Below are 25,558 nucleotides of genomic sequence, written 5' to 3' on the forward strand. Positions count from 1 at the left end.
CTGATATCTTTTAACCTACAGAATACCTTGAGCAAGCATGGCGTCGGCAACTTTCACAAATCCAGCAATATTCGCCCCCTGAACATAATTGATCTGTTTGCCCTCGCCACCATACTCAACACAGGCGTGGTGAATATCTAGCATGATGTGGTGCAAACGTGCATCCACTTTTTCAGCCTTCCAGCCTAAACGGGCCGCATTTTGTGCCATTTCCAGACCAGATGTTGCCACGCCACCCGCATTGGCTGCTTTACCTGGCGCGAATAGCACACCTGCTTCAATAAAGGCCTCAGTCGCTGAAATAGTTGCTGGCATATTCGCCCCCTCAGCAACAGCTTTAACGCCATTCTTAATAAGGACCTTAGCCGCATCCAAATCCAGCTCATTCTGGGTGGCACATGGCAAAGCGATATCAACCGGCACAGACCACGGTTGTAACCCTTTCAAGAAAGTCAGACCCCGCTCTCTGGCATATTCTTCCACTCGGCCATAGCGTTGGTTTTTTATCTCTTCAAAATGAGCCAGCTTCTCTGGTGTGAACCCATCCTCATCAATTAAGGTACCGCCGGAATCCGAAGCGGTTACCACTTTCGCTCCCAATGCCATGCATTTTTCAATCGTATATTGCGCGACATTACCAGCACCGGAAACCGATACGCGCATACCTTCAAAGCCCATGCCATGACATTTCAACATGGCATTGACGAAATAGACCAGACCATAACCGGTTGCTTCCGGGCGAATCAAACTACCGCCAAAAGAGAGACCTTTACCCGTAAATACACAAGCCGTGTTGTTAGAAAGCTTTTTCATCATCCCTGACATAAAAGCCACTTCACGGCCCCCCACACCAATATCACCTGCGGGAACATCAGTATCTGGCCCCAAATGGCGGTACAGTTCTGTCATTAATGCCTGACAAAAACGCATAACTTCACCCTGGCTTTTTCCTTTAGGATCAAAATCTGAACCGCCTTTACCACCACCCATTGGTAAAGTTGTCAGTGCATTTTTCAAGGTTTGCTCAAAGCCCAGGAATTTCAGAATAGAGAGGTTCACCGATGGATGAAAACGCATACCACCTTTATATGGCCCAATGGCTGAGTTGAACTGCACTCGCCATGCACGGTTTACCTGAACTTTACCTTGATCATCTACCCAACAAACCCGGAACTGGATAACCCTTTCTGGCTCCACCATACGCTCCAGTAAGCTGTGTTCACGGTATTTTGGGTTTTGTTCAAGAAACGGCCAAAGAGAGGTGAATACTTCCCGAACAGCCTGGAGATATTCTGGTTGATATTCATCCCTGCGTTGAATCGATCCAAGAAATGAAGACAAAGATAGTAAACAGCTCATTTAGTTATTCCTTATTTCTATTTCAGTTGTGATGGAACCCCAGTCATTTTCTAATAATTATTTTTGTCGAAAATGTGAGGTAAGTTGTGTTTGCCCTTTGAATATATCACTGTTCTATATTCATCTTTCAAGAAGTTTTTTTGCAGAAAGGTAAAAAAAATTTCTGGATTGCACCGGGCATAAACCAAACAACACTCCATTTCACCCAAAAAAACGCCTGCATAAGCAGGCGATTTTATCGAATAACTTTTCAATCTGTTGTCATTCATCATCACGCAGGGGAACAATCAGCATATCAACATGTACCGTGTTAATTAACTGACGAGCAGAAGACATCAATTTGCTCCAAAAATCCTGATGATGACCACAAACAACCATATCTATGCCATATTTCTTAATTGCATCAACGAGTACTTGCCCCAGATCACCGCTACCACTCAAGGTCTCCTGAATGTCATAGTCTGAATCTGCGGAGAGAGCTTTCAGCGCACTGCGGGTCTCATCAGTGATACGTTGCTGCATATCACCGAGATTAACATCAATCAAACCGGTGTAGAGATCGGAATAGTTAACATCAACATGGATCAGGGAGACTTTGGCATTGTCCGGTTTAGCCATAGAAACAGCTTTTCTCACCAAAACCTGACTTTCCGGGGATAAATCAACCGCAACAAGAATATGTTTGTAAGCCATAAGCGAACTCCTTCCATAATGCCGAGTTAGTGAGTTGGCAGGGCAAATTGCCACTATCCTGTGTTTATACCCGTCATCTTTCAAGTTGCCTCTTTGTTGGCTGCACTCACTCACCCCGGTCTCATAGTTATCTATGCTCCCGAGGATTCGCTCCCTTGCCGTCGCGATGCATCTTGAAATCCATAGGGTATATTACTACTGAGAATGTTCTTCCAGTACTGTTTCGATCACAGCTCATCGTATTTAGCGACTGAGCAAAGAACATCCACCAAACAAACAACATATACCACAATTGCCCTTCCTGCCACTTGTTGGATAACAAAATCCTACTCTGAATTTATGGCCTTTCTTGGAACTCAATAGATTTACGCGAACAACTAACCAGTCTTTCTAGGGTTGCATAGTTGGATAAAACTGACTAGATGAGTGTTTATGACGTTTTTCTACTAGTTTTATCCCAACTTACCCAGAATAGGTTTTTTGTACTATCTGACTATCTTTCCTACAATAAATATAAAGGTGTTACCACCTGCAATTTTGATTTTTTCTTTTTTGTGACAGCTCTAGCTAACCATTCTAAGGAGGGGATTATGTTCAGTACAATCGCACTGTTTTGGGCACTGTGTCTTGTCTGCATTATCAATATGATGCGCTACTTCTCTTCACTACGAGCATTGCTGTCCATTCTTCGTCAGTCTGATCCCTTGCTTTATCAATCAGTAGACGGTAACGGCTTTTTCACTACTCATGGGCAACTTAATAAGCAAATACGGCTAGTGAACTATATCAATTCACAACGTTACCTTGATCATCATGATCCAGAAGTTGTTCTTCGTTGTGAAAGGTTGAGAAGACAATTTATTTTGACCAGTGCACTGAGTGGACTAGTTGTTATTTGCCTGATTTCTATGTTGATTTGGTATTAAATAGAAAGGCGGTATAGTTAACCCATACCGCCTTCAAATTATTCATTAAAACAATTAAATTAGTTTCAACGCGAACCAGTAAAGCGTACCAGACAACCCGATTGAAACCGGCAGCGTCAGTATCCAAGCCAACATGATATTCTGGATAGTTTTACCCTGAACACCACCGCCATCAACCAACATCGTCCCCGCTACCGCAGAGGAAAGAACCTGTGTAGTTGAAACCGGCATCCCGGTATAACTCGCCACACCGATTGAAACAGCAGCAGTCATCTGAGCTGAAACACCCTGTGCGTAGGTCATACCTTTTTTACCAATCTTCTCACCAATAGTGACTGCAACACGTTTCCAACCAACCAGTGTCCCCAAAGACAGAGCCAGTGCTACCGCAATGATGATCCAGACTGGTGCATACTCAACGGTGTGTAATAAGTCTTTCCGCAATTTATTCAGGAAACGGGCGTCTTCAGCACGGGTTTCCGGCAGTTTAGCCAGAGACTCAGCCGTATCAGCAATACACATCAACATGCGACGCATATTGTTACGCTGTTCAGCACTCAGCTCACTGTAGCTCTGAATGCCCTTTAATAGGCTTTCTGTTTGGTCAAGAACAACGACAGCACGCGAAATATCACAATGGAATCGCCCTTCCGGTTCATCTTCCGCAACAGCGACCGATGGCGTCAGTTCAATTGCATGGGATAACGCTGCGCCATGCTGCTGATAATATTGCTGCAAGTGAGTAATGGCATCGTAGGTACGGGCAATGTCATAACCATTGGCATTCATGTTTACGACAAATCCCGCTGGAGCTACACCAATCAGCACCAGCATAATCAAACCGATACCTTTCTGACCATCATTCGCCCCATGAGAGAAGCTGACACCTACCGCAGATAAAATCAGCGCAGTGCGGGTCCAGAAAGGCGGTTTACGCTTACCATCCTTCTTTTCACGTTCAGCGGGAGTCAGATGAACACGTTTACGTTTCTTGGTGCTACTCCAGTAACGGCGCAGTAGAAACACGATTGCCCCCGCAATGATCAATCCGATTAAAGGAGAGAGGATCAACGACAGGAAAATCTGTATCATCTTCGGCACATTCAACGCATCAACCACAGAAGAACCGGTTACGATCGCATTGGTCAAACCGATACCAATGATAGAACCAATCAGGGTATGAGAACTGGATGCAGGTAAACCGAAATACCAGGTCCCAAGGTTCCAGACAATCGCAGCCAGCAACATGGAAAACACCATAGCAAGGCCATGAGCAGAACTGACATTGAGAAGAAGATCGGTTGGAAGTAAATGTACAATCGCGTAAGCGACACTTAATCCACCAAGAAGAACACCAAAGAAGTTAAATACCCCAGCCATAACAACGGCGAACTGTGCTCGCATAGCACGGGTATAAATAACTGTTGCTACCGCATTCGCGGTATCATGAAAGCCATTAATGGCTTCATAAAATAGCACAAACAGTAGTGCCAGTACTAACATTAAGCTGGTGTGAAAATCCAGGCCAGTAAAAAGATGTAGCATAAACGTTAAGCCAGTTAGTTGGACATGAACGCGGCGCATTATCAGTGACAAATGCTAGCGGGGGAAGTGAAATATGAACTTTTTTTGATTTCATGACAACTAGATAACAATAAGAAATAGGAATACTCCTTATATATCATTAAATTACATATCTTTTAAAAAATTGACAATTTTAAGTTATAAAGGACTTTTCCCTACAAACTTATCAAAAATACAACATATTAGGGGAAATTCCCCACTAAATTATTTAGTCATAAAGAGAAAAACAGTGGAAAAATTTGATGCGGTGATTATTGGTGCCGGTGCAGCAGGTTTGTTCTGTGCAGCTCAGGCTGGACAGCTCGGTTTACGGATACTTGTTCTGGATAACGGTAAAAAAGCCGGGCGTAAGATTTTGATGTCCGGTGGTGGACGTTGCAACTTCACTAATATGTACACAGAACCATCAGCTTATCTTTCTACTAATCCCCATTTTTGCAAATCTGCTCTGGCCCGTTATACACAATGGGATTTTATCGAACTGGTTCAGCGTCATGGCATTGCTTACCATGAAAAAACACTGGGGCAGCTTTTCTGTGATGATTCCGCCCAACAGATAGTTGACATGTTACTGAAAGAGTGTGAAGCCGGTCAGGTCACTATTCGTCTGCGCAGCGAAGTTAGCCATGTAGAAAAAAATGAGCAAGGTTTCGTTATCATCGTTAACGGAAAAGAAGTAAGTACACGCTCACTTGTTATCGCTTCCGGTGGGTTATCTATGCCTGGTCTTGGGGCAACGCCTTTTGGTTATCGGATTGCAGAACAGTTCGGCATGAAAATCTTGCCAACCCGCGCCGCCCTTGTACCTTTTACTCTGCATAAACCACTACTGGAGCAACTTCATATGCTCTCTGGTGTGTCCGTTCCCGCCATTGTCACCGCCGAAAATGGCGTTCTGTTCAAAGAAAATATCCTGTTTACCCACCGAGGACTCTCTGGCCCAGCAATCTTACAAATTTCCAGTTACTGGCAATCAGGAGAGTTTGTGAGTATTAACTTACTTCCAGATAGTGATTTGGAAGTCTTTCTGGAGGAAGAACGGAGTTCTCATCCAAACCAAAGCGTAAAAAATACTTTGGCAAAATTATTACCAAAGCGGCTGACAGAGTGCCTGCAAACGCTCGGCCAAATCCCAGATATTGCTCTTAAACAACTAACCCCAAATCAGCAAAAACAGTTGGCTGTAAACCTCCAATCATGGCGGGTACAACCCAACGGTACGGAAGGCTATCGCACCGCCGAAGTGACGATGGGCGGTATTGATACTCATCAGCTTTCATCCAAAACGATGGAAGCTAATCAGGTAAAAAGACTCTACTTTATTGGTGAGGTGGTGGACGTCACCGGCTGGCTTGGTGGCTATAACTTCCAGTGGGCATGGAGTTCCGCCTGGGCATGTGCTCAGGCGTTGTGACTGGTGCAGTAACATACTAAATAAGCTGCTGTGAAACTAAGAGAAACAGGAACCTATTGAAGATATCTACCACGTCCTTTAGGACGTGGTAGATATCAATACCCCCAAAGAGCATTCATTGGTACTGCAAATGTGTTCGGTATGTGGCTAATTGGCAGGCAATTGTTACCTGTGTAAAGTAAGATGCCACCCTGCCAATCTCTGTCAGCCAATGAAGCTAATCTTGCCAACCCCATACCGTCTTTCGGCTGTATGCTGGCCGCTTTTTTAACTTCAACCCCCCAGATTCTTCGACCATCTTCAATAACCAGATCAACTTCAACCTGATCTTTATCACGATAGTGGGAGAAGTGTAGTTCATGTTCGCTCCAACCCGATTGACAGATCAATTGTTGTACCACAAAGCTTTCAAGTACTGCACCAAAGTCATTACTAAGGTTCTGCCAATCTTCGACTCTCAGATTATTTAAAGCACAAGCTAAACCGGAGTCTACTACATGAACTTTAGGAGCTTTTATTAAACGTTTGGCTTGGTTTTTATGCCAAGCTGGTAAGCGCCTCACTAAGAACAAGCGCTCCAGAATGGTGATGTATTTGTCAACGGTTTCTCGCTGAAGACCTACATCTTTCGCTAATCCACTGATGTTCAAAAGGTTACCAGTACGCAATGCGAGGATCTTAATGAGTCTCAGTAATTCGTCTTCATCTCGAATCGCTGCAATGTCTTTCACATCACGTTGAATAATGGCGTTGAGGTACTGTTTATGCCACTGACGAGCTCGCGCCTCACTGCGCGTATTCGGCTCTGGATAACCTCCTTGTACTACAGCTTCTGATACGCCTTCAATGAGGATTTGTTCCCCTTTGATTGAAGGAGAAATTTTATTAGTGATCAGCTGTTCGAGTAGCGATGTTGGACTATGCTGCTTTTCTTGTTCAGAAAGTGGCTGCAAAAAGATCACTTCGACGCGACCTGCTAGGGATTCCTGTACTCCAGGCAGAAGTAGCAAATTAGCTGAACCGGTTAGTATGAACCGTCCTGGTCGACGATGAATGTCTATAGTTGCTTTTAAGGCGGGCAGGATCTCTGGCACACACTGTACTTCATCCAGAGTGACACATTCTGGCAAGCTTTGTACAAAACCAGTGGGATCGGCTTTAGCTGTGTTAAGCAGAGTACTGTCATCGAAAGTTAGGTAAGCCCGCCTAGGCTCTAGAGATTTCGCCAACGTTGTTTTGCCGACTTGGCGAGGACCAAGCAGACACACCACTGGTGTATCCGCCAATGCAGCCTTGAGCTGTGGTGCTATGTATCTTGGGTGTAGTGTATTATTCAAGGTTGTTCTTTTATGTTCAATGTAGCGAATGAAGCTTAAATTGCTGCGTCTATTTGTTGGCTATGCTATCGTCTAAATGCTGGTTTGTACAGCGTCTATTTGCCGGCTATTCCATCGTCCAAATGCTGGTTTTGATAGCGTCTATTTGCTGGTTTCATTTCCGTCTATTTGCCGATTTCTGACGTTCTTACACATCAGCCAAAACTTTCCCTTTGGGCTTAAGGGCACAACTGTAACGAAAAACTAGGGTAATTGGAGGAATAAATCTAACAATATCAGACGGTAGAGGAATCGACGCCAGTGAACTCTGCATCCAGCACACAGAGAGGGTAAGGAGCATCATGACAGGATGGGAGAAGAACCATCGACTAGCTACATTTTGGACGCTAATTCACAAGTAATAAACTGTCAACATAATAATAGCGGTTTAGCCACCAAGAATTTATTCAGATTTTATCACCTAAACTGCTTTCCCATTTTTATCGAAAAAGCATTCATGATTGAAATAACCGTTGCACATAAACTGGGCAGTAGTTGCGTAATAAAACCAAGAATAGTGCCGTGATTCACCGGAGAATGATGACCAGCCATGCCCCCCATAGCAATTTGCATAAAAGCGGAGTTTGTCAGGTAAGCATAAACCAAGCCGCAAATCCCTGTAACCAACAGAAAGCTTATAAGCATGGCAACTACCGCACCCACCCTCTGAGGTAATCTTCCTCTGATTGAATTGATGGTGAGCACGGTCAGGCAGCCCGGAGCAAAACCCCATCCCAAAATATACCAAATAATCATTAACCCCTTCAGCGGGATGCTATGTGCCATTTCTAAGATATCAGCGCGCCATAATATAAGATTCAGGCATGCAGCCAACACAACCAGAAATACGGAAACGGCAAAGCTATTGGGCAACGTTAATTTCTTATTCACTAAAAGACCTTGAGACGAGTAAGGAATCTCGCACCAGTTACTGAGTTAAGAAGAAAGCTACCCAAAATGCCAGCAATAAGTGCGGCAGTATATCCTTTAATCAGGAATAGCAACGGCATTTCTATTGAACCCCAATAATTCAGCCCCACGTTGTGGTCCAAGCCCCAACAAAGTGTTTGGCAAACACTGAATAACAGAGTGCTACTTACTGCAGTCATGATATAAGCGCCGGTACTTCCTGGCGCGAAACGCGCTGATACCAAGTAAGTCAGTCCCCCAACAGCGGCCCCCATGCCAATACCACATAAACCAAGCGCCCATACGAGACGCCATACCAGAGGGCCATTGTCGGGAAATAAAATAAAACTCATTAAAAGAAATCCAGCCTCTGCGATAAAGCCCAAAGAAATAAAGAGCTTAATCGTGCGTATAGCTCGTTTCTCACCTTCTGCCACCACATATTGCGGATCTGGTTCATTCACGATTCGAGTAGACATTTTTCATCTCCTGAATAGGTGTGTTAAATATCTGATGATGCCATTCAGTTTTATCCCACTGAAGCAGACTACACATGCCGATGAATGGTATAAACCAAGTCGAACGTTATAGCAAAATGCTGTCAGAGCGAAAAAAATACTTCATAAAATATTTCGAAAAATGATTTTTGGTGTATTATTGATAACTCCTAATTATATAAATTATCAATCAATAATATCCAAGCAATAAATGAATCAAATTATTTAATAATGCAATCACATAAAAAAGTGATGTAATCACTATGGTATGAGGATGAAAATCTGTCAATATGGAATAAGAAATTAATAAGATAATCCAGCATATGGGATTTTTAATATTTTGATATTTCTTCCACTCAGCCTGACAAAATATTCATAGCTTAATTAATGAATTGCAATTTATTTCCTCTACCTGCAATATCGCCAAAATACAATAATCAATACCTAATATTGAGGTTTATAATAATAGAAATATTCAAGTGCGACACTATTTTAGTTTTATAATTTGACAATAACTCTATACTTGGTTATTAATTTAATTAAGCAACTAACAAGATAATTGTTTAATAACCTATACCCAATGGATTTCAAGATGCATCGCGGCGGCAAAGGAGCGAATCCCCGGGAGCATAGCAAACTATGTGACCGGGGTGAGTGAGTGCAGCCAACAAAGAAGCAACTTGAAAGATGACGGGTATATATCTATCAGGAGATATTTCATTACCATGAATAAGTCCGAACAAAAATTTAATATCAATGAAAGTGTCATCAACGTAGATGGAAAAGATGTAAAGTTCTTCACATCCCAACCTCTCGATCCAATTAAGCATAACGCCAAGAGAAATCCTATCGTCTTGGTACATGGCACTGGCGGCAGCACAGAGATACATTTCGGTTATCTCTTTCAACTACTTGCCTCGGAAAATCGAGTCATATCCCTGGATTTTTCTCAACCAGTAAAAGCAAACGAAACGCTTACCCTTGAACATCTTGAAAAGCAGGTCGAAGCTGTTATTGAAGCAGCAGCGTTAGGAGATCCCGTCACACTAATAGGTTACTCTTTGGGAGCTGTTGTTACGGCTTCTGTTGCCGCTAAGCGTCCGGATCGGGTTTGTAATTTGGTTCTAATCGCAGGATGGATGAAAACAGATTTACAGTTAGAACGATTTTTATCTGTCTGGCGTCAGTTATATGAGATCCAATCACCTGCTATTGCAGACTTTATGATGTTTTGCGCTTTCAGCGGTGCCAGTCATGTAAATATGTCTCCAGATCAGTTTGCAATCAGCTTCGAAAATGCCATACCAGAGGAATTTGAAGCGTTACAAATGGACCTTAATGGCCGGGTTGATATCACTCAAATTGTTCCTACGATAAAAGCCACAACACTGATTATTGGCTGTACGCATGATCAAATGACGCCCATCCGCCACAGCAAAGCGCTGTTTGGTGCAATTCAGGATGCACGCTTTACAGAAATAGCGTGTGGACATGCAGTCGTTTATGAACGTCCTGCGCAGTTGGCACAAATTATTGACCAATTCTGCGCGAACCCTTCGTTTTATCCTGCTGGAACCATAATCCCTTCAGACCTGCCATAATCCCTTTGATTTTCTGGAGAGCGATAGCAGGCATTGCTTTATCAATGATTGTGGGGAACTTTTAGCGGTCAAGTTGACACTCAGTAATTTTGAAACGGCAAGAGGTTTATCTCTCAAATTCAAACCTCTTGCCGATGCCAACAATTGCAATTGTTTTAGAATGGCTTAGTCGGCAAATATTTCCCATCTAGCGTAATTACAGCTCGTGAACCACCATTAGGATCATCGACCTTTTTGATATCAAGTTTAAAGTCAATCGCACTGATAATACCATCACCAAACTGCTCGTGGACAAGCGCCTTAAGTGTTGAACCATAAACCTGCACCATTTCATAGAATCGGTAAATAGTCGGATCTGTCGGTACACCTCCGGGGATACTGCCGCGTACAGGGATAGTTTGCAGCAGAAGGAAAGCATCTTCTTCAAGTTCAAGTCGGTCAACCACAATCCTCGCAGCATCGGCGGGCAATGGGTGCTGGCCGAGTAGTGCAGCAGTAACGAATGCGAGACTCAGACCGGTTCCTTGTGCAATATCCTCGAACGTCAAATTCTTGCGTGTTTTGGCGTCGATGATAGCATCAGTAAGGGCCAGCCGGGGAGTTTGGGAGTATTGAGATTGTGTCATAATGATTCCTTTGGATTAATAAGCTATTTAAATATCGTGGTATATACCCGTCATCTTTCAAGTTGCTTCTTTGTTGGCTACACTCACTCACCTCGGTCACATCGTTATCTATGCTCCCGGGGATTCGCTCCCTTGCCGCCGCAATGCATCTTGAAATCCATAGGGTATATATCAAAGTGCTGCGAGTCAGTGATTCACCAATCTAATCACTCACCATTTCGATGTACACCAAGAAAGTGACGATTTCTGATAAATAGAAAAACACATCGCGTCTGGCGGCTTCCCTTCCGTATTAGGACAGCCAATTCGTAAGCGTGTTTCTAATGTAATCAGATGAAAGGCGCTCCTGTTCTAAACGTGAAGATTGGAACCGGCCAGAAATAAGATCATTAAACAACTTTGCTTCATCCTCATTTAGCAATGTAGGATTGGATTCAACTGGATTTGGTTCAGGAACCATTCTATCTTCATGGGCTTTAACAGTTTCAACATCCATCATCAGAGGCTCAATATCCATAAACTTGTCTCTGGCATCACTGAGAATAGACAAACCCCACGTATCAATATCTCCCCAATATCCTACACGCTTACCTTTCAACCAAACTGCATCCATCCAAGCAATGTTTTTCCCCCCGCCGATAACCGCTATCGTGTCAGGCATTTCAGGTAATGCTAAACCAGACTGTAAGTTTTCAACTATTAATATATTCGATGCCGGAAGTTCATGCCTTCTAAGTAATTCACTAGGTATTTGTAGTATCGGCATTCCCCCAAGCGCAACAGTCGCAGCACGACAAAGCGGCCTGATAGTTAACCAACCTTTAGGATTTATTGAACATCCCAACCAAGCGATAAGACCACCTGATGCCGAAACAGCCCCCTTGTGAATGATATCGGCCAGCCCTTCGATCAGGATTTGGTGGTTCTCAAGAAACTTAGTATCAATCCCAATGAGTGGCAGTGCTCTTAGATATTGTCCTTCCCCTAAGCCTTGCTTTAATTGTGGCAACAATCTTGCTAATAATTCCGCATCTCTCAACGAGAGTTTTTCCACAATATCTATGCATTTAACCAATGCAGGATAGAGATCTTTATCAACCCGCAAAAATGGCTTCATATTTCTTTCCCACACCTTACTTCGGGAAAGGGCATCATTCCCTAAAAATTGAATCAGACACTGCATCGATTCAATAACAACAAAAGTTGGAATGCGTTGTTCAGATAGCTCCCTGAAATTTTTGGCAGACCACTCTACAAGATCTTGATGGGGAAATGATTTCCACTGTTCAATAAACCGTTGAAAATGAGCTATATCTAATATGGCAGAATTTCCTTTGGGCGGTTTCAAGCCAACGCGAATAGGGAATGCCTTGATGCCCAGTAATCGGGCTTTTAGTGAGGAAAGGTTATCCCACTCTCGCTGCTTAATGATGCTCTTAACTTGCGCTGGCAATAACCCCCAACGTACCTCATACAGCCCTCTTTTCATGTCAGTTTCTCAAACTCAATACCCAGATCAGCCGCCTCATCAAGCAACTTTTTCTCCTTCTCTTCGCCCATTCTCCGGTCAATTTCTTCCCAAGTCACTTCACATAAATGGCTGTCATGGTTTTCCTGATCTCTTTCCGCAATGAGCAGTGAACGAGCAGATTCTCTTGCCAGATTCAAGTTTTTATAAGGCGTAATCAAATTAACGTGAATATGGAGCTCTCTAAATACTCGGAGCACCCGCCGACTTACTGTTTCAGCCGTATTTGAGAATGCTTCATCCAAGAAAACAGTACAGTAAACCGGTCGATCATAGCCATCCGGCGTCAAAACATAGGCCAAACTTGCCGCGACAATAGTCGCCGCAAATGACTCTTTCTCTCCACCAGACTTTCCACTGGATGACTCTAATACATCACGAATCTCACCGGTATTACTATCCAACTCTTCGGCATAAAATGACATCTGATAGCGAGGATCAAGCAGCCTTAAACTTTCCAATGTATTTGAGGAGCCTGGTGCACTTGCTTTCCCAAGTATTTCAACTACCTTAGCCAATTGATGGAACCGTGCTTCATGATCATCACTGGTTACCTGACTCAGCACCTTGCGCAAATGTTGTTCAAACTCATTAACATGTGGGAATTTTTCTCTCTTTGAACCTAGCTTTAAATGTGTCCCTGATCGAAATTCTGTACGCTTGAGGACCCGGTTAATGATCTCAATCCGCTCAAGGATATCTTCCCGTTCAGATTCAAGCTTAGTTTTAATCCGCGCTAGCGACTGCGTTGCATGCTTATTCAAACGTTCAATAAACTGCTCCACAAGGTTGGGAAGCCCTTCCTCTTCCAGTTGTCGTAAATGATTAAGATAATCAGGTAAACCATCAATATTGCTTTGCCAGTCAACCGTGAAGACTTGCCATTTATCATTAGATCTGAATGAAACCATAATGCTAATGGCTAATCTTTCCGCTCTGTCTTTACTGTTTCGGCTAATATCTAACAGACGTTCTAAATCTTCTTCAACTTTCAACACCAATTCAGACATTCGGCCTAAATCATTTGTATTAAGCACGCCAACCCGAATCGCAAGTAATTGTCTGGCTGAATCAGGTAATCCTTTCGACGCTTTTGCCTGCGCTTTGCTCCATTCTTCTTTTGCATTTTTCAGCGTATTTTTAACGCCACCAGAATCAGAGTTGAGCTGATTTAATACCGATTGAATTTGAACTAGCTGCTCTTTAGCCGACTCCCAACGCTCTCTGGCCTTATCAAGATCACCACCTGACTGCTCCAACATCTTAAGGTCAGCCTGCAAATCAGAAAGCTTTTCGTGCCAGTAAGGAGCATTAATATCATCCCAGCGGTAACCTTGGATCTTCTCCCAAAGAATTTTACGATCAGAAACAGAATTCAAATCTTGACGGGCCTGACTCACCTTTTTCTTGGTTTCCGCCAGTTGCAGAGTTAACGCTTTTTTATCGTTATTCAGAATGGCTAAACGTGATTTGTTTGAAAAACCCAAACACCAGCGTCTTCTGTCATCTATTCGGTGCTGATCTTTTTTCTCAAAGCGCCCCTTATCCATGTGCATTAACCCCTGCTGTGTCATCGAAAACGGGGTTTGATCCAATTCTTCCGTGCTTGAAACACATTGCAGGTCAAATCGCTGCAAATGGTGCTTGAGCCACTCTCGATAAGGGTGAGTGCGCCATACCAGTTTCCTTAGATAACCATCAGACTTAAACGCCACCGATTGGCCTTGAGTCGTAGAATCATTCACAACTTGAACACGGACATGTAAACCCGTATGCCGGGCGTTTAACCAGCGAGTCACCATTGAATAACAATGATGTGGCACAGCAAGTGTTGTTCGTAACCCGCCTAACGCCCTCTCTATCGCACCCTGCCAGCTCTTTTCGCGATCTTCGACATCGATAAGCTCACCGATAAATACACATTGGTCTTTACTTAACTCTAAAGAATTAACCAGTTCATCTCGCAGTTGCTGATATTTCACATCAATATTGGAATCGGGTCTTGCCTCGATTTCCCGAATTTCTTGGGAGATATCATGGATATTTGCTTGCAGCTCACTGAATTTAGCACTGATGGTGGCAAACCTGTCCTGATACTCTCCTTCTTCTTGTTGAATACTGGCAAGCCGGGTTGATGCTACGGATTGATTTTTAAGAAATACCGCCTCCTCTAATACAGAAGGGAGAGCCAGTTCGTTGGCATGAGTTTGATATTGCGATGAATTTCTAACCACCCGATTCAATTGAGCTTGGGTATGATCAACTTCTTTTCTAAGCGACTCTATTTTATCCCCACCAAATTGAAGGTATTCCTCGTGCCTTCGCTCAACCAACTTATTCGCATCCACTTTCTGCTCTTCAGCTTGGCTAATTTTGAGGAGTAGCGCTTCCAGTTCATCCTCAATATCAGTCATTTTTTCACTCCACAATTGTGCGAAAATCTCCCCAAAGTAGACCGGGAGACTATTTTTCTCAGCCATCAGCTCCGCAAATTCTTTGGTTGTTTTTTCGATAATTGCGCTGAGTTCAGGTAACCTAGATAAGTGCACCTTTTGTGCTCTTGCATCCACTAATTGACTATGAATTGCCACCAGATCAGCAAACTCTTCCACGACCTTTTTAGCATCATCCTTGACCGTACTCGGTTCCAGTACCAACTCACGAATCAACCCAGTTAAATCATCAATTTTTTTCAGACCTAATGCCCGCGACAAAAGTGCAGGTGCATTCTTATTGTCCATATACAAGCGCTTTCGGTACAACTCCTGATAATCAGAAAAATTATCATCACAGCACGTAATCGTCGGGTCATCACGAAGCCATTGCTTGAATGCCCGGGCATTACCGTTCCCAAAAGCATTAAGCATTTCCTTAAGAGTTAGGTCCCGTTTGGCAACAACATAAACGCGTGTCACATCCGCAAGCACATTCGTCGATTTAGTAATCCAGAAAAGCGCCGCAAGCGTGATTTTTGACCCATCATCACCCTGATACAAAGCCCTAAGCCCAGTCACCACGCCAGATTCACGCTTACTTCTGACTCTCGTCCCCGCTCCATCATGGGCAGATCCAAAACTTCCCCGCATATAGGACAGTAAAGTCCGGTCAGAACGATCACCCTGCGCCGCAGCCACATTAAAAGTTGCCTTTCCGGCAGGAAGCAGCAAAGCCATAAGGCCATCAATAAACGTCGATTTTCCGGCGCCATTATCTCCAGTGACCAGCGTTCCCATAGGATCTATCAACGCGGTATGCAAGCCATTAAATGACCCCCAGTTATAAACTGAGAGTTCAGCTAATCTGATTTGACCAACGTGAAATAATGAATTAGCCGAAAGAGTTTGATCAGTCATTTTCATCTCCTGTCTATTCCTCTTCATCTTGATAATCAACAGCGTTGCTGCCATTCTTATTTAACTCAATACCCTTCTCTCCCGCCATTTTCAGGTATTCATTAAGCATACTTTCGAGAAATTCAGCACTGACTACATAGCGGATCACTGGCGTAATTTCGAAGCGATCCTCACTTCCCCGGACCGCACTCAATATTTTTTTCGTCACCATTTTATCAAGAGCGCCCTTGAGTTTTCTCCGGTCAGATTTAGTACTGTTTGTCAGCGGTAAAAACGGTGTCAGATGGGATTCTATACGTTCTATATCAATGATAATCCTTTGCTCTCCCGATGTTTCCCGGTCCTGGTAGTGTTTACGTAGCACTAACAGCAACAATGTATCGTATAAAGAGAGCGTCCTTCGGCTAATCAGAGAGACAACCTCTTCATCATCTATACCCAATGATTCAGTATCTTCCTCATTCTGAAAGCCAGCGATAAAGGCGACACCTGCTTTTTCATCTAAGACTAACTTCAAATAGACTTCTGACAGATGTTTGCGTACAGCACATTGGTATCGACAAAGTAATTCAAACAATTTAGCTTTCTGCGAAGACAAAATAACACCCTGACGCAGCAAGCTAACCAGCACCCGGCGCGCATCAGGCGGCATATCACTGTTTGAATTTTCAGCGTGCTTACTGACTAATACATCATCAACTTCACAGGATGGGCTTTGATTGACAACCGAAAAAGCAACATCAGATTCAACGCCGGCTGTATCTGTAAGCGGGTCATACTCTGATTGAGTATGGTGTTTTATTAACTGATCGAAGAACCCTGTTTTCTGTTCTTCCTGAGGATCGGAATTAGACTTCCCAAGGGTAGTGAGGGCGCCATTATCTTTATTCAACTTTTTACCTTTGTGCATTTCAACCCTCACTATATATCTACAACCATTTTCTATTCACCATCGTCTAAAGAACCAATTCATCCAAACTGTCTGGAAACAGGTCGGCACTCAGCAAGAAAGTGGGTATAGACGCCCGCAAACGAACTCCCCGTTTGTCACTGATTTCAATTGCTTCCTTTTCTTCCAATAATGCAGCCCCGACAGATTTGGCCACTCGCAAATAGGCAACTAACTCCTCCAACCCTGAATTAATCGGGTGGTAATTTGCAATAGACGCAATCGTCATTGGACCAAACTCTTTTAACGTTGCTAACGTCCTCTCAGCGATTAATCGAATTTGAACAACATCAAGGCAATCCAGCATTTGTATACTCGGTTCTCGAGAGTTGAGCTGTTCTTCAGCACCTGAAGTATCCAGCTTTTCATCAGGTGATTTAAGCAGCATGCTTTCAGGAGAGCTAATACTTGCCGCGCCAACGGGCAGTGACAGCGTTGTTGCTGTTTGCAAGTCATAACTTGAGTTCTTCAATTCAATGGCGAGTCGTTCCAATTGACCAAGCAATCTATCAACAGCACGATTTTCTTGAGCAGTGCCACTCTCTATGTAAGCTCGCAAACTCTCTTCCGTTCTTCGCCTGATTTGAAAAACTCTGTCACTCTCGCGGCTCAGTTCTCTCATGAGCTGACTTAAGAATTGGCGCTGTTGGGTACTTAAGTGTTCTGCGACCGGGCGACTTAAAATACTTCGAAGCTGATCTCGTAGCTCCATCGTTCTATTTTGATCACATAACAAATCAAAAAAACTTTCAAACGCACTACCAGCATCCGTTTTAGCCAGTAATGCTTCTTTTTCCAAAACAGCGAGAAGGATATCTCCTCTGGTGGAGTCCCCCTCAATAATTTGAATACGAATTTCCTGATCCAACTGACGAATTTCATCTTCAACACGGCGAAAATCACCCGTTAAAACAGAAGCCAGTTGGTAAATTTCACGAATTCTTTCCCGCTGCTCAGCCTCGGTTAATTCGGTCACAACGCCAGCCCTCAGAGCATCAATCTCTCTCTGAATCTCGGATTTTCTATCTTCCAAAAGCGCGACACGCTCATCGGCATTTGGGCTAATCGCGACTGCAAAGTCCCTAACCGCTTCCTGCACAATTCGAAGATGAGACGCACTGGTTCCTGAATTACGTTCATCAAGCCCCTGGCTAAAACGGAGTGCAATTTCACTGGCATCCGTTTTAGTTAATGTGTCATCCATCTCACGCAACCAGCCTTCCCGAATCCATTTATTGAGATAAGTACCCGCTCCCGTTTCAGTTTCCCAAAGGCCAAGTTCACGGCAGCGTACCAACTCTGCATCAAGTGACACGCGGGCACGACTAAAAGGGACTTCACTATCCTCGGAAAATAACTCCCCCAAAAATGCCAAAATTACAGGAGCATTATCAGCTCTCAACAGTTTCCAGGCAGCACTTTCCTGAAATAGACGGCGGTACTTTGCCTGTAACCCTTGGAAATTCAATTTGCCTCCCTCTGTGTGGTGATAAGTAAAAAGCTACCACCAATAATTTTGTATAATTCGCAATCGAATAAAATCATATCATCACATTTTTTTATTATGTCAACATAAATTACTGACTTTTATAACGATTAAGCGCTGTGACCAATGGGAAAATTAAGCTTATAAGGCCATCTATTTTGTGAAGAAAGCAGCAAGATGATAACGAAAAACAAAGAGTGATAATGTAAGAATATAATAAGGAGATAAACAATGTCTCAAATTATCATCAACAAGAAAAGCGGTGGGAGTCCCCTTTCAAGGTAAAAATGGGCGGTCTGGACAAACCGCCCCGCTGCAAACAATGGAAAATTCCTGAGCGTTACTTTCTACGGACAGGCAAACCAATACCACGCTTCCCATCTTGCGGTAAAACCAGCACTGCTACTGACCAAGCCAGCAGCGTGACCGAGCCATCTTTCGCAATTCGGGTACCCGCCGCCAGAGATGTGTGGCCCAGTTCCCTCTGAATATCATTCAACTTCAACCCTCTGACGTTAAGATCTCTTACTGTGGCAGGATGTGGAGCCGCATTAATCATCACTACCAGACCGTCAAATCGCGAATCACGGTCATCACCCGTAGTATTACCGTCATCTATGGTCATCACCAGCAAGCCAAGCTGCTGATGCGGCCCAACATTACGAAAATCAACGCGTTGTTTAACCGATGCACCATCGCCGAGAGCCATCAGGGGTGAAAATTGACGCAAACGCGCCAGTTCCTGATAAAAAGCCGTCATCTGTAATAATTCAGTTTTGCCCGGTTTATCTACCACATTTTTCACTTTTTCAATCAATGCGTAATTTTCGCCATCAACACGCTGATCCGGCATACCAACATCATAGTTGTTATCCTGGTAGGTATAGCTAACACGATTAAACCAATCGCCGGAATTATAGGAATCACGGGTAAAAGATTTTGAGCGCAGTAGCTCCGATCCGTGTTGAGCGAAGGCCAACCCCTGCCCAAGGAACGTTGTAGCGAGGGATATTGCCTGCATACGAACTCGTGTTGCCAAATTCGCCTCACGGGCCGCTTTGTAGCTGATTATGTCCCACAGCGTTTGGTTATCATGTTTGGAGACATAATTGATCACCTCAATCGGATCAGCGGCATAACCGGCTATAGCGCCTTTGTAGTTAATGTCTCTACCTGTTTTCACTGCCCCATCTTTATTAATCAGCACAAAATCAGCCAAATTGCCCGCCATGCCAAGACGTACCAGATCCGCCAGATGACGCGCCTCATTAGCGCCTAACCAAGCCATTTCATTAGGTAACGTTCCAACACCATTGCCCACCCCTTGGTTAACACGAATAGTGTCAGCGGAATCAAACGGTCCACCACCTTGTACCGCGTCGCGCAGTCGATCAGAGAAAGTACCAATCCCTGTGCCTTTTAGGTTAATTTGTGAAGCAATCTCGAAACGGTCATCCTGCCCGGAGTTCCAACCTTCACCAAAGAAATAGGCCGATGGGTTAATTGCGCGTACTTTTGCCAGCGCCGATAACATCTGCGCCTTAGGATGGTAGCCCATTAAATCAAATCGAAACGCGTCGATTTTATAGTCCTTAACCCAAGTCACCAACGAGTCTTCAATGAGTTTAGCGAACATGCGATGCTCTGGAGCCGTATCGTGACAACAAGTGTTGGATTCAACGTTACCTGTTATCTCATCCAAACGATGATAGTACCAAGGCACTACCTTATCCAATACCGAGGATCGGTGCGTCGGCCCGGCTGCGTTGGTATGGTTATACGCCACGTCCATGATCACATTCATCCCCACCTGTTGCTTGATGGCCTGAATCATGGCGCGAAACTCTTTTATACGTACCGAACCTTCCGCATCAGTGGCATAAGAACCTTCCGGTACCGAGTAATGAAACGGATCATAGCCCCAGTTGTAGGAGTCGGTTTCTGCAATCATTGCATTCAGCTCTTGTACTTGCGGGTTATTAGCACTGTCACCACGCAGTAACTCCTGCAATACCTCCCCCACAGTCTGTGAACTACTGCAATAATTAGCGAAGCGGCTATTTTTCACCTTTGGGTTAACCTGGCACAAACGGCTAAACGGGTGATTTAGATCAGCCACTTCATTGCTGAATTCATTAATGGAAGCCACATCGAATACTGGCAATAGCTCCATATGAGTCACCCCTGCCTGACTCAATGTCTTAAGGTGTTTGAACATATCGCTGTTGTCAGCGGTGAGAGCCAGATACTTACCACGCCAAGTTTCTGGTACCGTGCCATCTGCAACGGAGAGATCACGAACATGAGCTTCATATATGGTCATACGCGCAATGTCCGCCGGTGTATTTTGCGAACGCGGCATGATCAGGCTATCCCAATTTTGTGGTTTCAGTGCCTCGTCATCCAAATTGATGACTTGACTGTACTCCGAATTGGTGGACAAACTGTGGGAATAGGGATCGGTAACCTCATAGTGCTCCACATGACGGGAATATGGATGGTATACCGTTAAAGCATAGCGGTAGTAAGCACCAACCAGCTCTTTCTCACCTTGACATGACCAGGAACCACTAGCAGGATCACGATTCATTGCATGATTGGCAATGACCTGCTTATTTTCATCATAGATAACCAACCCAACATGCTGAGCAGTAGGCGCCCACAAGCGGAAGGTAACACCGATATCGTTGATCAGCGCACCATATTCCAGTGTGTCAGCAGCGTTAGCGAAGCGGTCATCCAGCACACCAGCCGTTTGTACTTGAGTCGCCGACAATAGCAAACCCGCTTCATTGGTCGCCAATGCCACCAGATCACCGGTAAGCAGCGTATCAACATCCGTGTCCTCAGGCAGGCGGAACGCTGTTAACTTCTTCAAATGCGGGAATCGCTCAGCCGTCTTCTGGCTCAGAGTCGTCGGCACTAACGTCAGATAGCTATCGATGAAGTTGCCTTCATCATTAGCTTCCACCTTACCATTCTGGTTGTAATATAAGCGGACATAAGGCTTATCCGCGCCACCTGACCATAACAACGTCTGGTTGTCGACCCAATGCGCCGAAGCCTGAGAAACACCAAATACGGAATTAAAGGCTTTCGCACGACTGCTATAGATTTGGCTACTACCGGGTATTACAGAGATGGTACGGTTACTGAAATCGGAGAAGGAGATTTTCAGATCACTGTCGATCAATTTATTGTTGTTACCATCACGCACGATAAAATTAATACAGCCCTCGTTCTTGGTTAACGGTATCACCCAATAAGGCCCATAGCTATCGCTACCCGTGGGAGTTGCACTGGTGTCGTTCCAGCTTGATGAAGGGGAAGCCAAGGCATCACAATTTTTATCGTTCCATAAGTAGAGGGTGTTGGTACTGTAGTCACGGTTCGTTGTTGGACTTTGACTTAATTTAGCAATATCCACCAAGTGGATCACTGCCTGAAAATTGCCGGCAGTGGCAGCTTCACTGGGGACTTTATTAGGGATATGCGCCATCGGTTCCTCCGGGGTTTTGGGTAAAGAACGATTGTTATCACAGCTAGCCAGTAGCAAAACGAATGTACTGCTTAATAGGGCTAGGTAAGCCCTTTTCCAGAAGGGAGCTACCATAATCAGACCTTTTTAATAGAAATAAATCGTCGCTGATATTATTGTTAATAAAATAGGAATGAAATATTAAATAATGTCTCAGATGAGTCAGCATCCTCCTAGTTTTGATACTAAGGGGGAGGAGGCGTTAGGAGGAGATACTTTTTCGTGATATTGCGCACGATAATAATGTAATGATCTTTTATTACATAAGACTGGTGTGAATTTATATATATTACTCCAGATATTAAATCTGCTGTCAAGTTACTGTTATTACTAACCAACTTCCGTTACCATCGGTAATATTAAGCAAGTAGCATAAAACACAGTAGAACTATTTCATATACTGGCATTTCATAATGAATATTTTTTTGGTGAGAAAGAAATCAATAAATATGTTCGATGGTATATATCCCAACGAACATATTTAGAGTAACTGCTCCCCGCCGCCTGTAATTGTGTTGTGCCCTTGCGCTGTATGATGAAGCCATGCCAGCCCGCATCCCCGATAGCGCGAGCTATACCCGTCATCTTTCAAGTTGCCTCTTTGTTGGCTGCACTCGCTCACCCCGGTCACATTGTCCGGGAGAGTTTGTATTGAATCTTGTCCTGCCAATCACCGGACGCTCAATTCGGGGATTTTTCATCTAATTATTGGATTTCAGAATAACTTCGTTGCATTTAATTTCATCATTCATTAAAAAATATTTGTAAATGTTATATCTATAATTTGTGGAAAAATAATTAGTGTTATTAAAATATTTCTCTAAGAAGTCTGGATAATCGCAAATATTATGTAAAGGAAAATATATTGATAAACCTTTACCTTTTAGATGCTCAGGTGTTTTCATGTTCAGCAAAATTGATTTGCTAATAGAATTTTCTAGTGAAGTTAAATCCATATCAGATAGAGTATTCGGAAATTCGGTTTTAATGTTTTTTACAAAATCATATAAATCAATCATGTTTGCCTCATCTTCATAGTCTTCGGTAACCCTTCTTGATTTGTTTATTTTATAAATATAGCTTGGATCTTTTATATGAGAAGATAATTTATAAAATATCCTATCAACGGATTCGGCAACATCTTTTATTTGATTTAAATTTATCACAGAACCTTGAATATCATCAGAAGCACCGATTTGGGTGATAGACTGTTCTATATAAGATGATAAAATTTTTGATGCAATGGCCTCTGAAGAAGAATATAAACTAAACGATTCAATAATATCTTTATAATTCCATCCATTCTTATGCGTGTAATCAACTGAACCAACCAGGTATTTACCGTAAGATTTAAGAGCATATGCTGTTTCGATATTAGCCATTTTGCAGTTATCAAATCCAATTATTTCAAATGTAGTTTGTTTAATCGAACTGTTTTTAAATGCAAGTGCCATATCACCTATACTCATTTTTTTATTACCATAATTCTCATCGCCACCATAACCACCTGCTGCCCCTAAACCATGTCCCCAAAAGAAAATATAATATGAATTAGAAGGGAAGTGTTCCAATCCCCATTTTATAAAAGATGATAAAGTATTTTGATCATCCATATTTGCATTAGGGAGTTGCTCTATTAGCGCTAATTTATTATTAACAACTTTCCATCTCTGAATATAATTGTTTTTTATTTGTGATGAATGCCAATTTAAAGAGCCTCCAGTTTGAATTATTATATTTAAATTATCAGGTTTTTTGGCAGAAAGTATCTCCTGAATATCATCAGTCGCCATTTTAAAATCGGATTCCATATCTCCGCCTATAATATAGATAAAAAGAGTGTCAATATCATTTGTTCTAGATGATGCATGGCTAATCTTCATTGAAAGAGCAACTGAAAAAGACAATAAAAAAACACTCATGATGTAAAATATTTTATTTTTCAAAGAAAATTTTGACATATTCGTTATCCTCAATACCTTAAAATTTCCATCCATTTTTTCTAAAAAAAGAAAGTGCATTTCTATTGTTTAAAGAAACCATTTAGAATACTCAGAATATTAATTTTCAGTAAAATTGCCTAATTTGATTGCCATAATATTATCTTCTTTTTTTAGTAAGCTCAATTTTAATAGGCTTTACATTTAAATGACTTGCTATTTTTTTATGACTAATTATGATTAAAGTTGTTTTTGAATTTAAATAATTTATAAGCATATAAAATAGATTGTTACCTTTTGAATCTAGCGCTGAATTTATTTCATCCAGTAAAATTAGCTCGTAATTAAAATAGTTTAAATATGATTTTGCCATTAAAAGTCTTTGCCATTGCCCTCCTGATAATTTTAAGTAATCTTCAAAACCTTCAACTAGGTAGTAGTTAAGGTTTATTTCAGATATAAAATCTAATTCAAAAATACGTAAGACCCTAATAATCTCATCATTGTTGAATTTATTAAAAGGATCAATGAATTCTCTAAATGTAATAGGTAAAGGTTTAAAATTTTGAGAAATATACAATGTTTTATCAGTTTGAATATTTGAAAAAATTTCACCAGAAAAATTTGAATACAACCCACTAATTATATTAGTAAATGTGCTTTTACCACTTCCATTTTCACCATCAAGTATATATGTGTGATTTTTTTTGAATTTCAAATTGATGTTATCTAACACTTTATCTTTGCTCTCACTATATGAAAAATCAACATTTTTCATGAATATAATATTTTCATCATCATTTCTAAATACTATATCATTATAATGATAGTTTGAGTTTTCAATTTCATCAAGAGATAATGTTGATAAAAGCCCATAAATAAGTTGTGAGAAATTGGCTATAAGTATTGTTAGACTAGTTCTAATTTGAAGAATAGAACCGAATATAATCATTAGATTTCCAGGTGTAGGGTCAATACTGTCTCTTGTCTTATATAGTGTATAAATTAATAAAAATAAACCCGGTATAGAACAAAATATTAAAAATAAAATCCCATTAAATCGCTCTTTAAATACTTTATTCAATATTAGATTATAGGTGTAATCCCATTTTGAAAATAAAATTTTTCTAAAGTTATCAACTCTTATAGAATATGAGGATTCAAATCTGGTTAAACATTCATAGTATTTAGATATATGACTAAATTCAGAAGAAAAGTGGGTTTCAATTTCCCAAATTTTTGATTCGGCTTTGAATCTTGCATAAATAATAGGAAACATTCCAATTATAATTGTAAAAGGTATCCACCAATCTAAATTAAACAATAAGGTGGAAATTGAAAGTATACTTATAAAGCCAGTCATAAACTGTGAAATATCGCCAATAAAATCTGATATATGATCTATTTTTAACTCAGTTAAATAAAAGTTATTTTGAAATTCTTTTTCATTAAGATGGTTTATACTATTAGGTGATGAGGATTTTTTTATTAGAAGTTCTCTTACGTTTTTCTTAGCAAAATCACTTATTATACTTGATGCAACTGCTTCAATAATTTCAATTATTTCAATAAAAACAACTAATATGCATAAAAATAATATTATCATTAAATATATGCTTTCATCATTTAAACTGTTAATTGCAGAACCCATTAAATATAAAATAACAGCAGGTAAAATACCTAGTGCTATTTGAAAAAACACAATAAGAATTAAATATTTTTTTTTGCCATTTAACAATATATTGAAGATATTTTTAGGTATTAAATATTTATTCATAA

18 protein-coding genes are annotated in these 25,558 nt (G+C 41.9%); 3 read left to right on the forward strand and 15 right to left on the reverse strand.

Translation table 11 applies throughout. The annotated features are described in order from the left end of the window. Positions 1-15: 15 nt before the first annotated feature. Both gdhA and uspA read right to left on the reverse strand, forming a co-directional pair. Positions 16-1,359 (reverse strand): NADP-specific glutamate dehydrogenase, encoded by a 1,344-nt coding sequence (gdhA, locus tag SLS51_RS10590; RefSeq protein ID WP_323838090.1) that lies wholly within the window; start codon positions 1,357-1,359, stop codon positions 16-18. Positions 1,360-1,620: 261 nt separating this feature from the next. Next, positions 1,621-2,052, reverse strand: coding sequence for a universal stress protein UspA (uspA, locus tag SLS51_RS10595; protein WP_105399517.1), 432 nt, complete (start codon positions 2,050-2,052; stop codon positions 1,621-1,623). A gap of 590 nt (positions 2,053-2,642) precedes the next feature. On the opposite strand from uspA, the gene uspB reads away from it, so the two are divergent. Beyond that, entirely contained in the window at positions 2,643-2,978 is a 336-nt protein-coding gene (gene uspB, locus SLS51_RS10600) for a universal stress protein UspB (RefSeq protein ID WP_036812627.1), read from the forward strand. A gap of 54 nt (positions 2,979-3,032) precedes the next feature. Here the strand turns inward: uspB and pitA are convergent, their stop codons facing one another. After that, positions 3,033-4,523 carry an inorganic phosphate transporter PitA gene (gene pitA / locus SLS51_RS10605; protein WP_323838093.1) on the reverse strand — a complete coding sequence of 497 codons (1,491 nt, stop codon included), beginning with the start codon at positions 4,521-4,523 and terminating at the stop codon, positions 3,033-3,035. 268 nt (positions 4,524-4,791) lie between these two features. On the opposite strand from pitA, the gene SLS51_RS10610 reads away from it, so the two are divergent. After that, positions 4,792-5,976, forward strand: a complete 1,185-nt coding sequence (locus SLS51_RS10610) for a BaiN/RdsA family NAD(P)/FAD-dependent oxidoreductase (protein WP_323838095.1) — start codon at positions 4,792-4,794, stop codon at positions 5,974-5,976. A gap of 95 nt (positions 5,977-6,071) precedes the next feature. Here SLS51_RS10610 and SLS51_RS10615 read toward each other — a convergent pair whose 3' ends face one another. From SLS51_RS10615 to SLS51_RS10625, 3 genes are all read right to left on the reverse strand, one after another. Then, entirely contained in the window at positions 6,072-7,313 is a 1,242-nt protein-coding gene (locus SLS51_RS10615) for an ATP-binding protein (RefSeq protein WP_323838097.1), read from the reverse strand. Positions 7,314-7,769: 456 nt separating this feature from the next. Continuing rightward, complete coding sequence (locus SLS51_RS10620; RefSeq protein WP_323838099.1) at positions 7,770-8,243, reverse strand: hypothetical protein; 474 nt, start codon at positions 8,241-8,243, stop codon at positions 7,770-7,772. After that, positions 8,243-8,740, reverse strand: a complete 498-nt coding sequence (locus SLS51_RS10625) for a hypothetical protein (protein WP_323838101.1) — start codon at positions 8,738-8,740, stop codon at positions 8,243-8,245. Before SLS51_RS10625 ends, SLS51_RS10620 begins: the two co-directional genes overlap by 1 nt. Positions 8,741-9,483: 743 nt before the next feature. Between SLS51_RS10625 and SLS51_RS10630 the strand changes: the two genes are divergently transcribed. Beyond that, positions 9,484-10,359: an alpha/beta fold hydrolase gene (locus tag SLS51_RS10630; protein ID WP_323838103.1), complete on the forward strand. Its 876-nt coding sequence runs from the start codon at positions 9,484-9,486 to the stop codon at positions 10,357-10,359. Positions 10,360-10,514: 155 nt separating this feature from the next. Here the strand turns inward: SLS51_RS10630 and cynS are convergent, their stop codons facing one another. From cynS to SLS51_RS10675, 9 genes are all read right to left on the reverse strand, one after another. After that, positions 10,515-10,985, reverse strand: a complete 471-nt coding sequence (gene cynS, locus SLS51_RS10635) for a cyanase (protein WP_323838105.1) — start codon at positions 10,983-10,985, stop codon at positions 10,515-10,517. A gap of 292 nt (positions 10,986-11,277) precedes the next feature. Beyond that, entirely contained in the window at positions 11,278-12,474 is a 1,197-nt protein-coding gene (locus SLS51_RS10640) for a Wadjet anti-phage system protein JetD domain-containing protein (protein WP_323838107.1), read from the reverse strand. Beyond that, positions 12,471-15,866 carry an ATP-binding protein gene (locus SLS51_RS10645; RefSeq protein WP_323838109.1) on the reverse strand — a complete coding sequence of 1,132 codons (3,396 nt, stop codon included), beginning with the start codon at positions 15,864-15,866 and terminating at the stop codon, positions 12,471-12,473. Before SLS51_RS10645 ends, SLS51_RS10640 begins: the two co-directional genes overlap by 4 nt. Before the next feature lie 13 nt (positions 15,867-15,879). After that, positions 15,880-16,776, reverse strand: coding sequence for a DUF4194 domain-containing protein (locus SLS51_RS10650; protein WP_323838111.1), 897 nt, complete (start codon positions 16,774-16,776; stop codon positions 15,880-15,882). Positions 16,777-16,822: 46 nt separating this feature from the next. Then, complete coding sequence (locus tag SLS51_RS10655) at positions 16,823-18,283, reverse strand: DUF3375 domain-containing protein (RefSeq protein ID WP_323838113.1); 1,461 nt, start codon at positions 18,281-18,283, stop codon at positions 16,823-16,825. A 358-nt stretch (positions 18,284-18,641) separates the two neighbouring features. Continuing rightward, a complete protein-coding gene (gene pulA, locus SLS51_RS10660; RefSeq protein WP_323838115.1) occupies positions 18,642-21,914 on the reverse strand; it encodes a pullulanase-type alpha-1,6-glucosidase in 3,273 nt (1,090 codons plus the stop codon). Positions 21,915-22,247: 333 nt separating this feature from the next. Beyond that, on the reverse strand, positions 22,248-22,424 hold the full coding sequence (locus SLS51_RS10665; RefSeq protein WP_323838117.1) for a hypothetical protein: 177 nt from the start codon (positions 22,422-22,424) through the stop codon (positions 22,248-22,250). A 116-nt stretch (positions 22,425-22,540) separates the two neighbouring features. Further along, on the reverse strand, positions 22,541-23,800 hold the full coding sequence (locus tag SLS51_RS10670; protein ID WP_323838119.1) for a clostripain-related cysteine peptidase: 1,260 nt from the start codon (positions 23,798-23,800) through the stop codon (positions 22,541-22,543). A gap of 139 nt (positions 23,801-23,939) precedes the next feature. After that, on the reverse strand, positions 23,940-25,556 hold the full coding sequence (locus tag SLS51_RS10675; RefSeq protein ID WP_323838121.1) for an ATP-binding cassette domain-containing protein: 1,617 nt from the start codon (positions 25,554-25,556) through the stop codon (positions 23,940-23,942). Between the last annotated feature and the right edge of the window lie 2 nt (positions 25,557-25,558).

This window comes from Photorhabdus africana (assembly GCF_035181445.1).
Taxonomy (GTDB): Bacteria; Pseudomonadota; Gammaproteobacteria; order Enterobacterales; family Enterobacteriaceae; genus Photorhabdus; species Photorhabdus laumondii.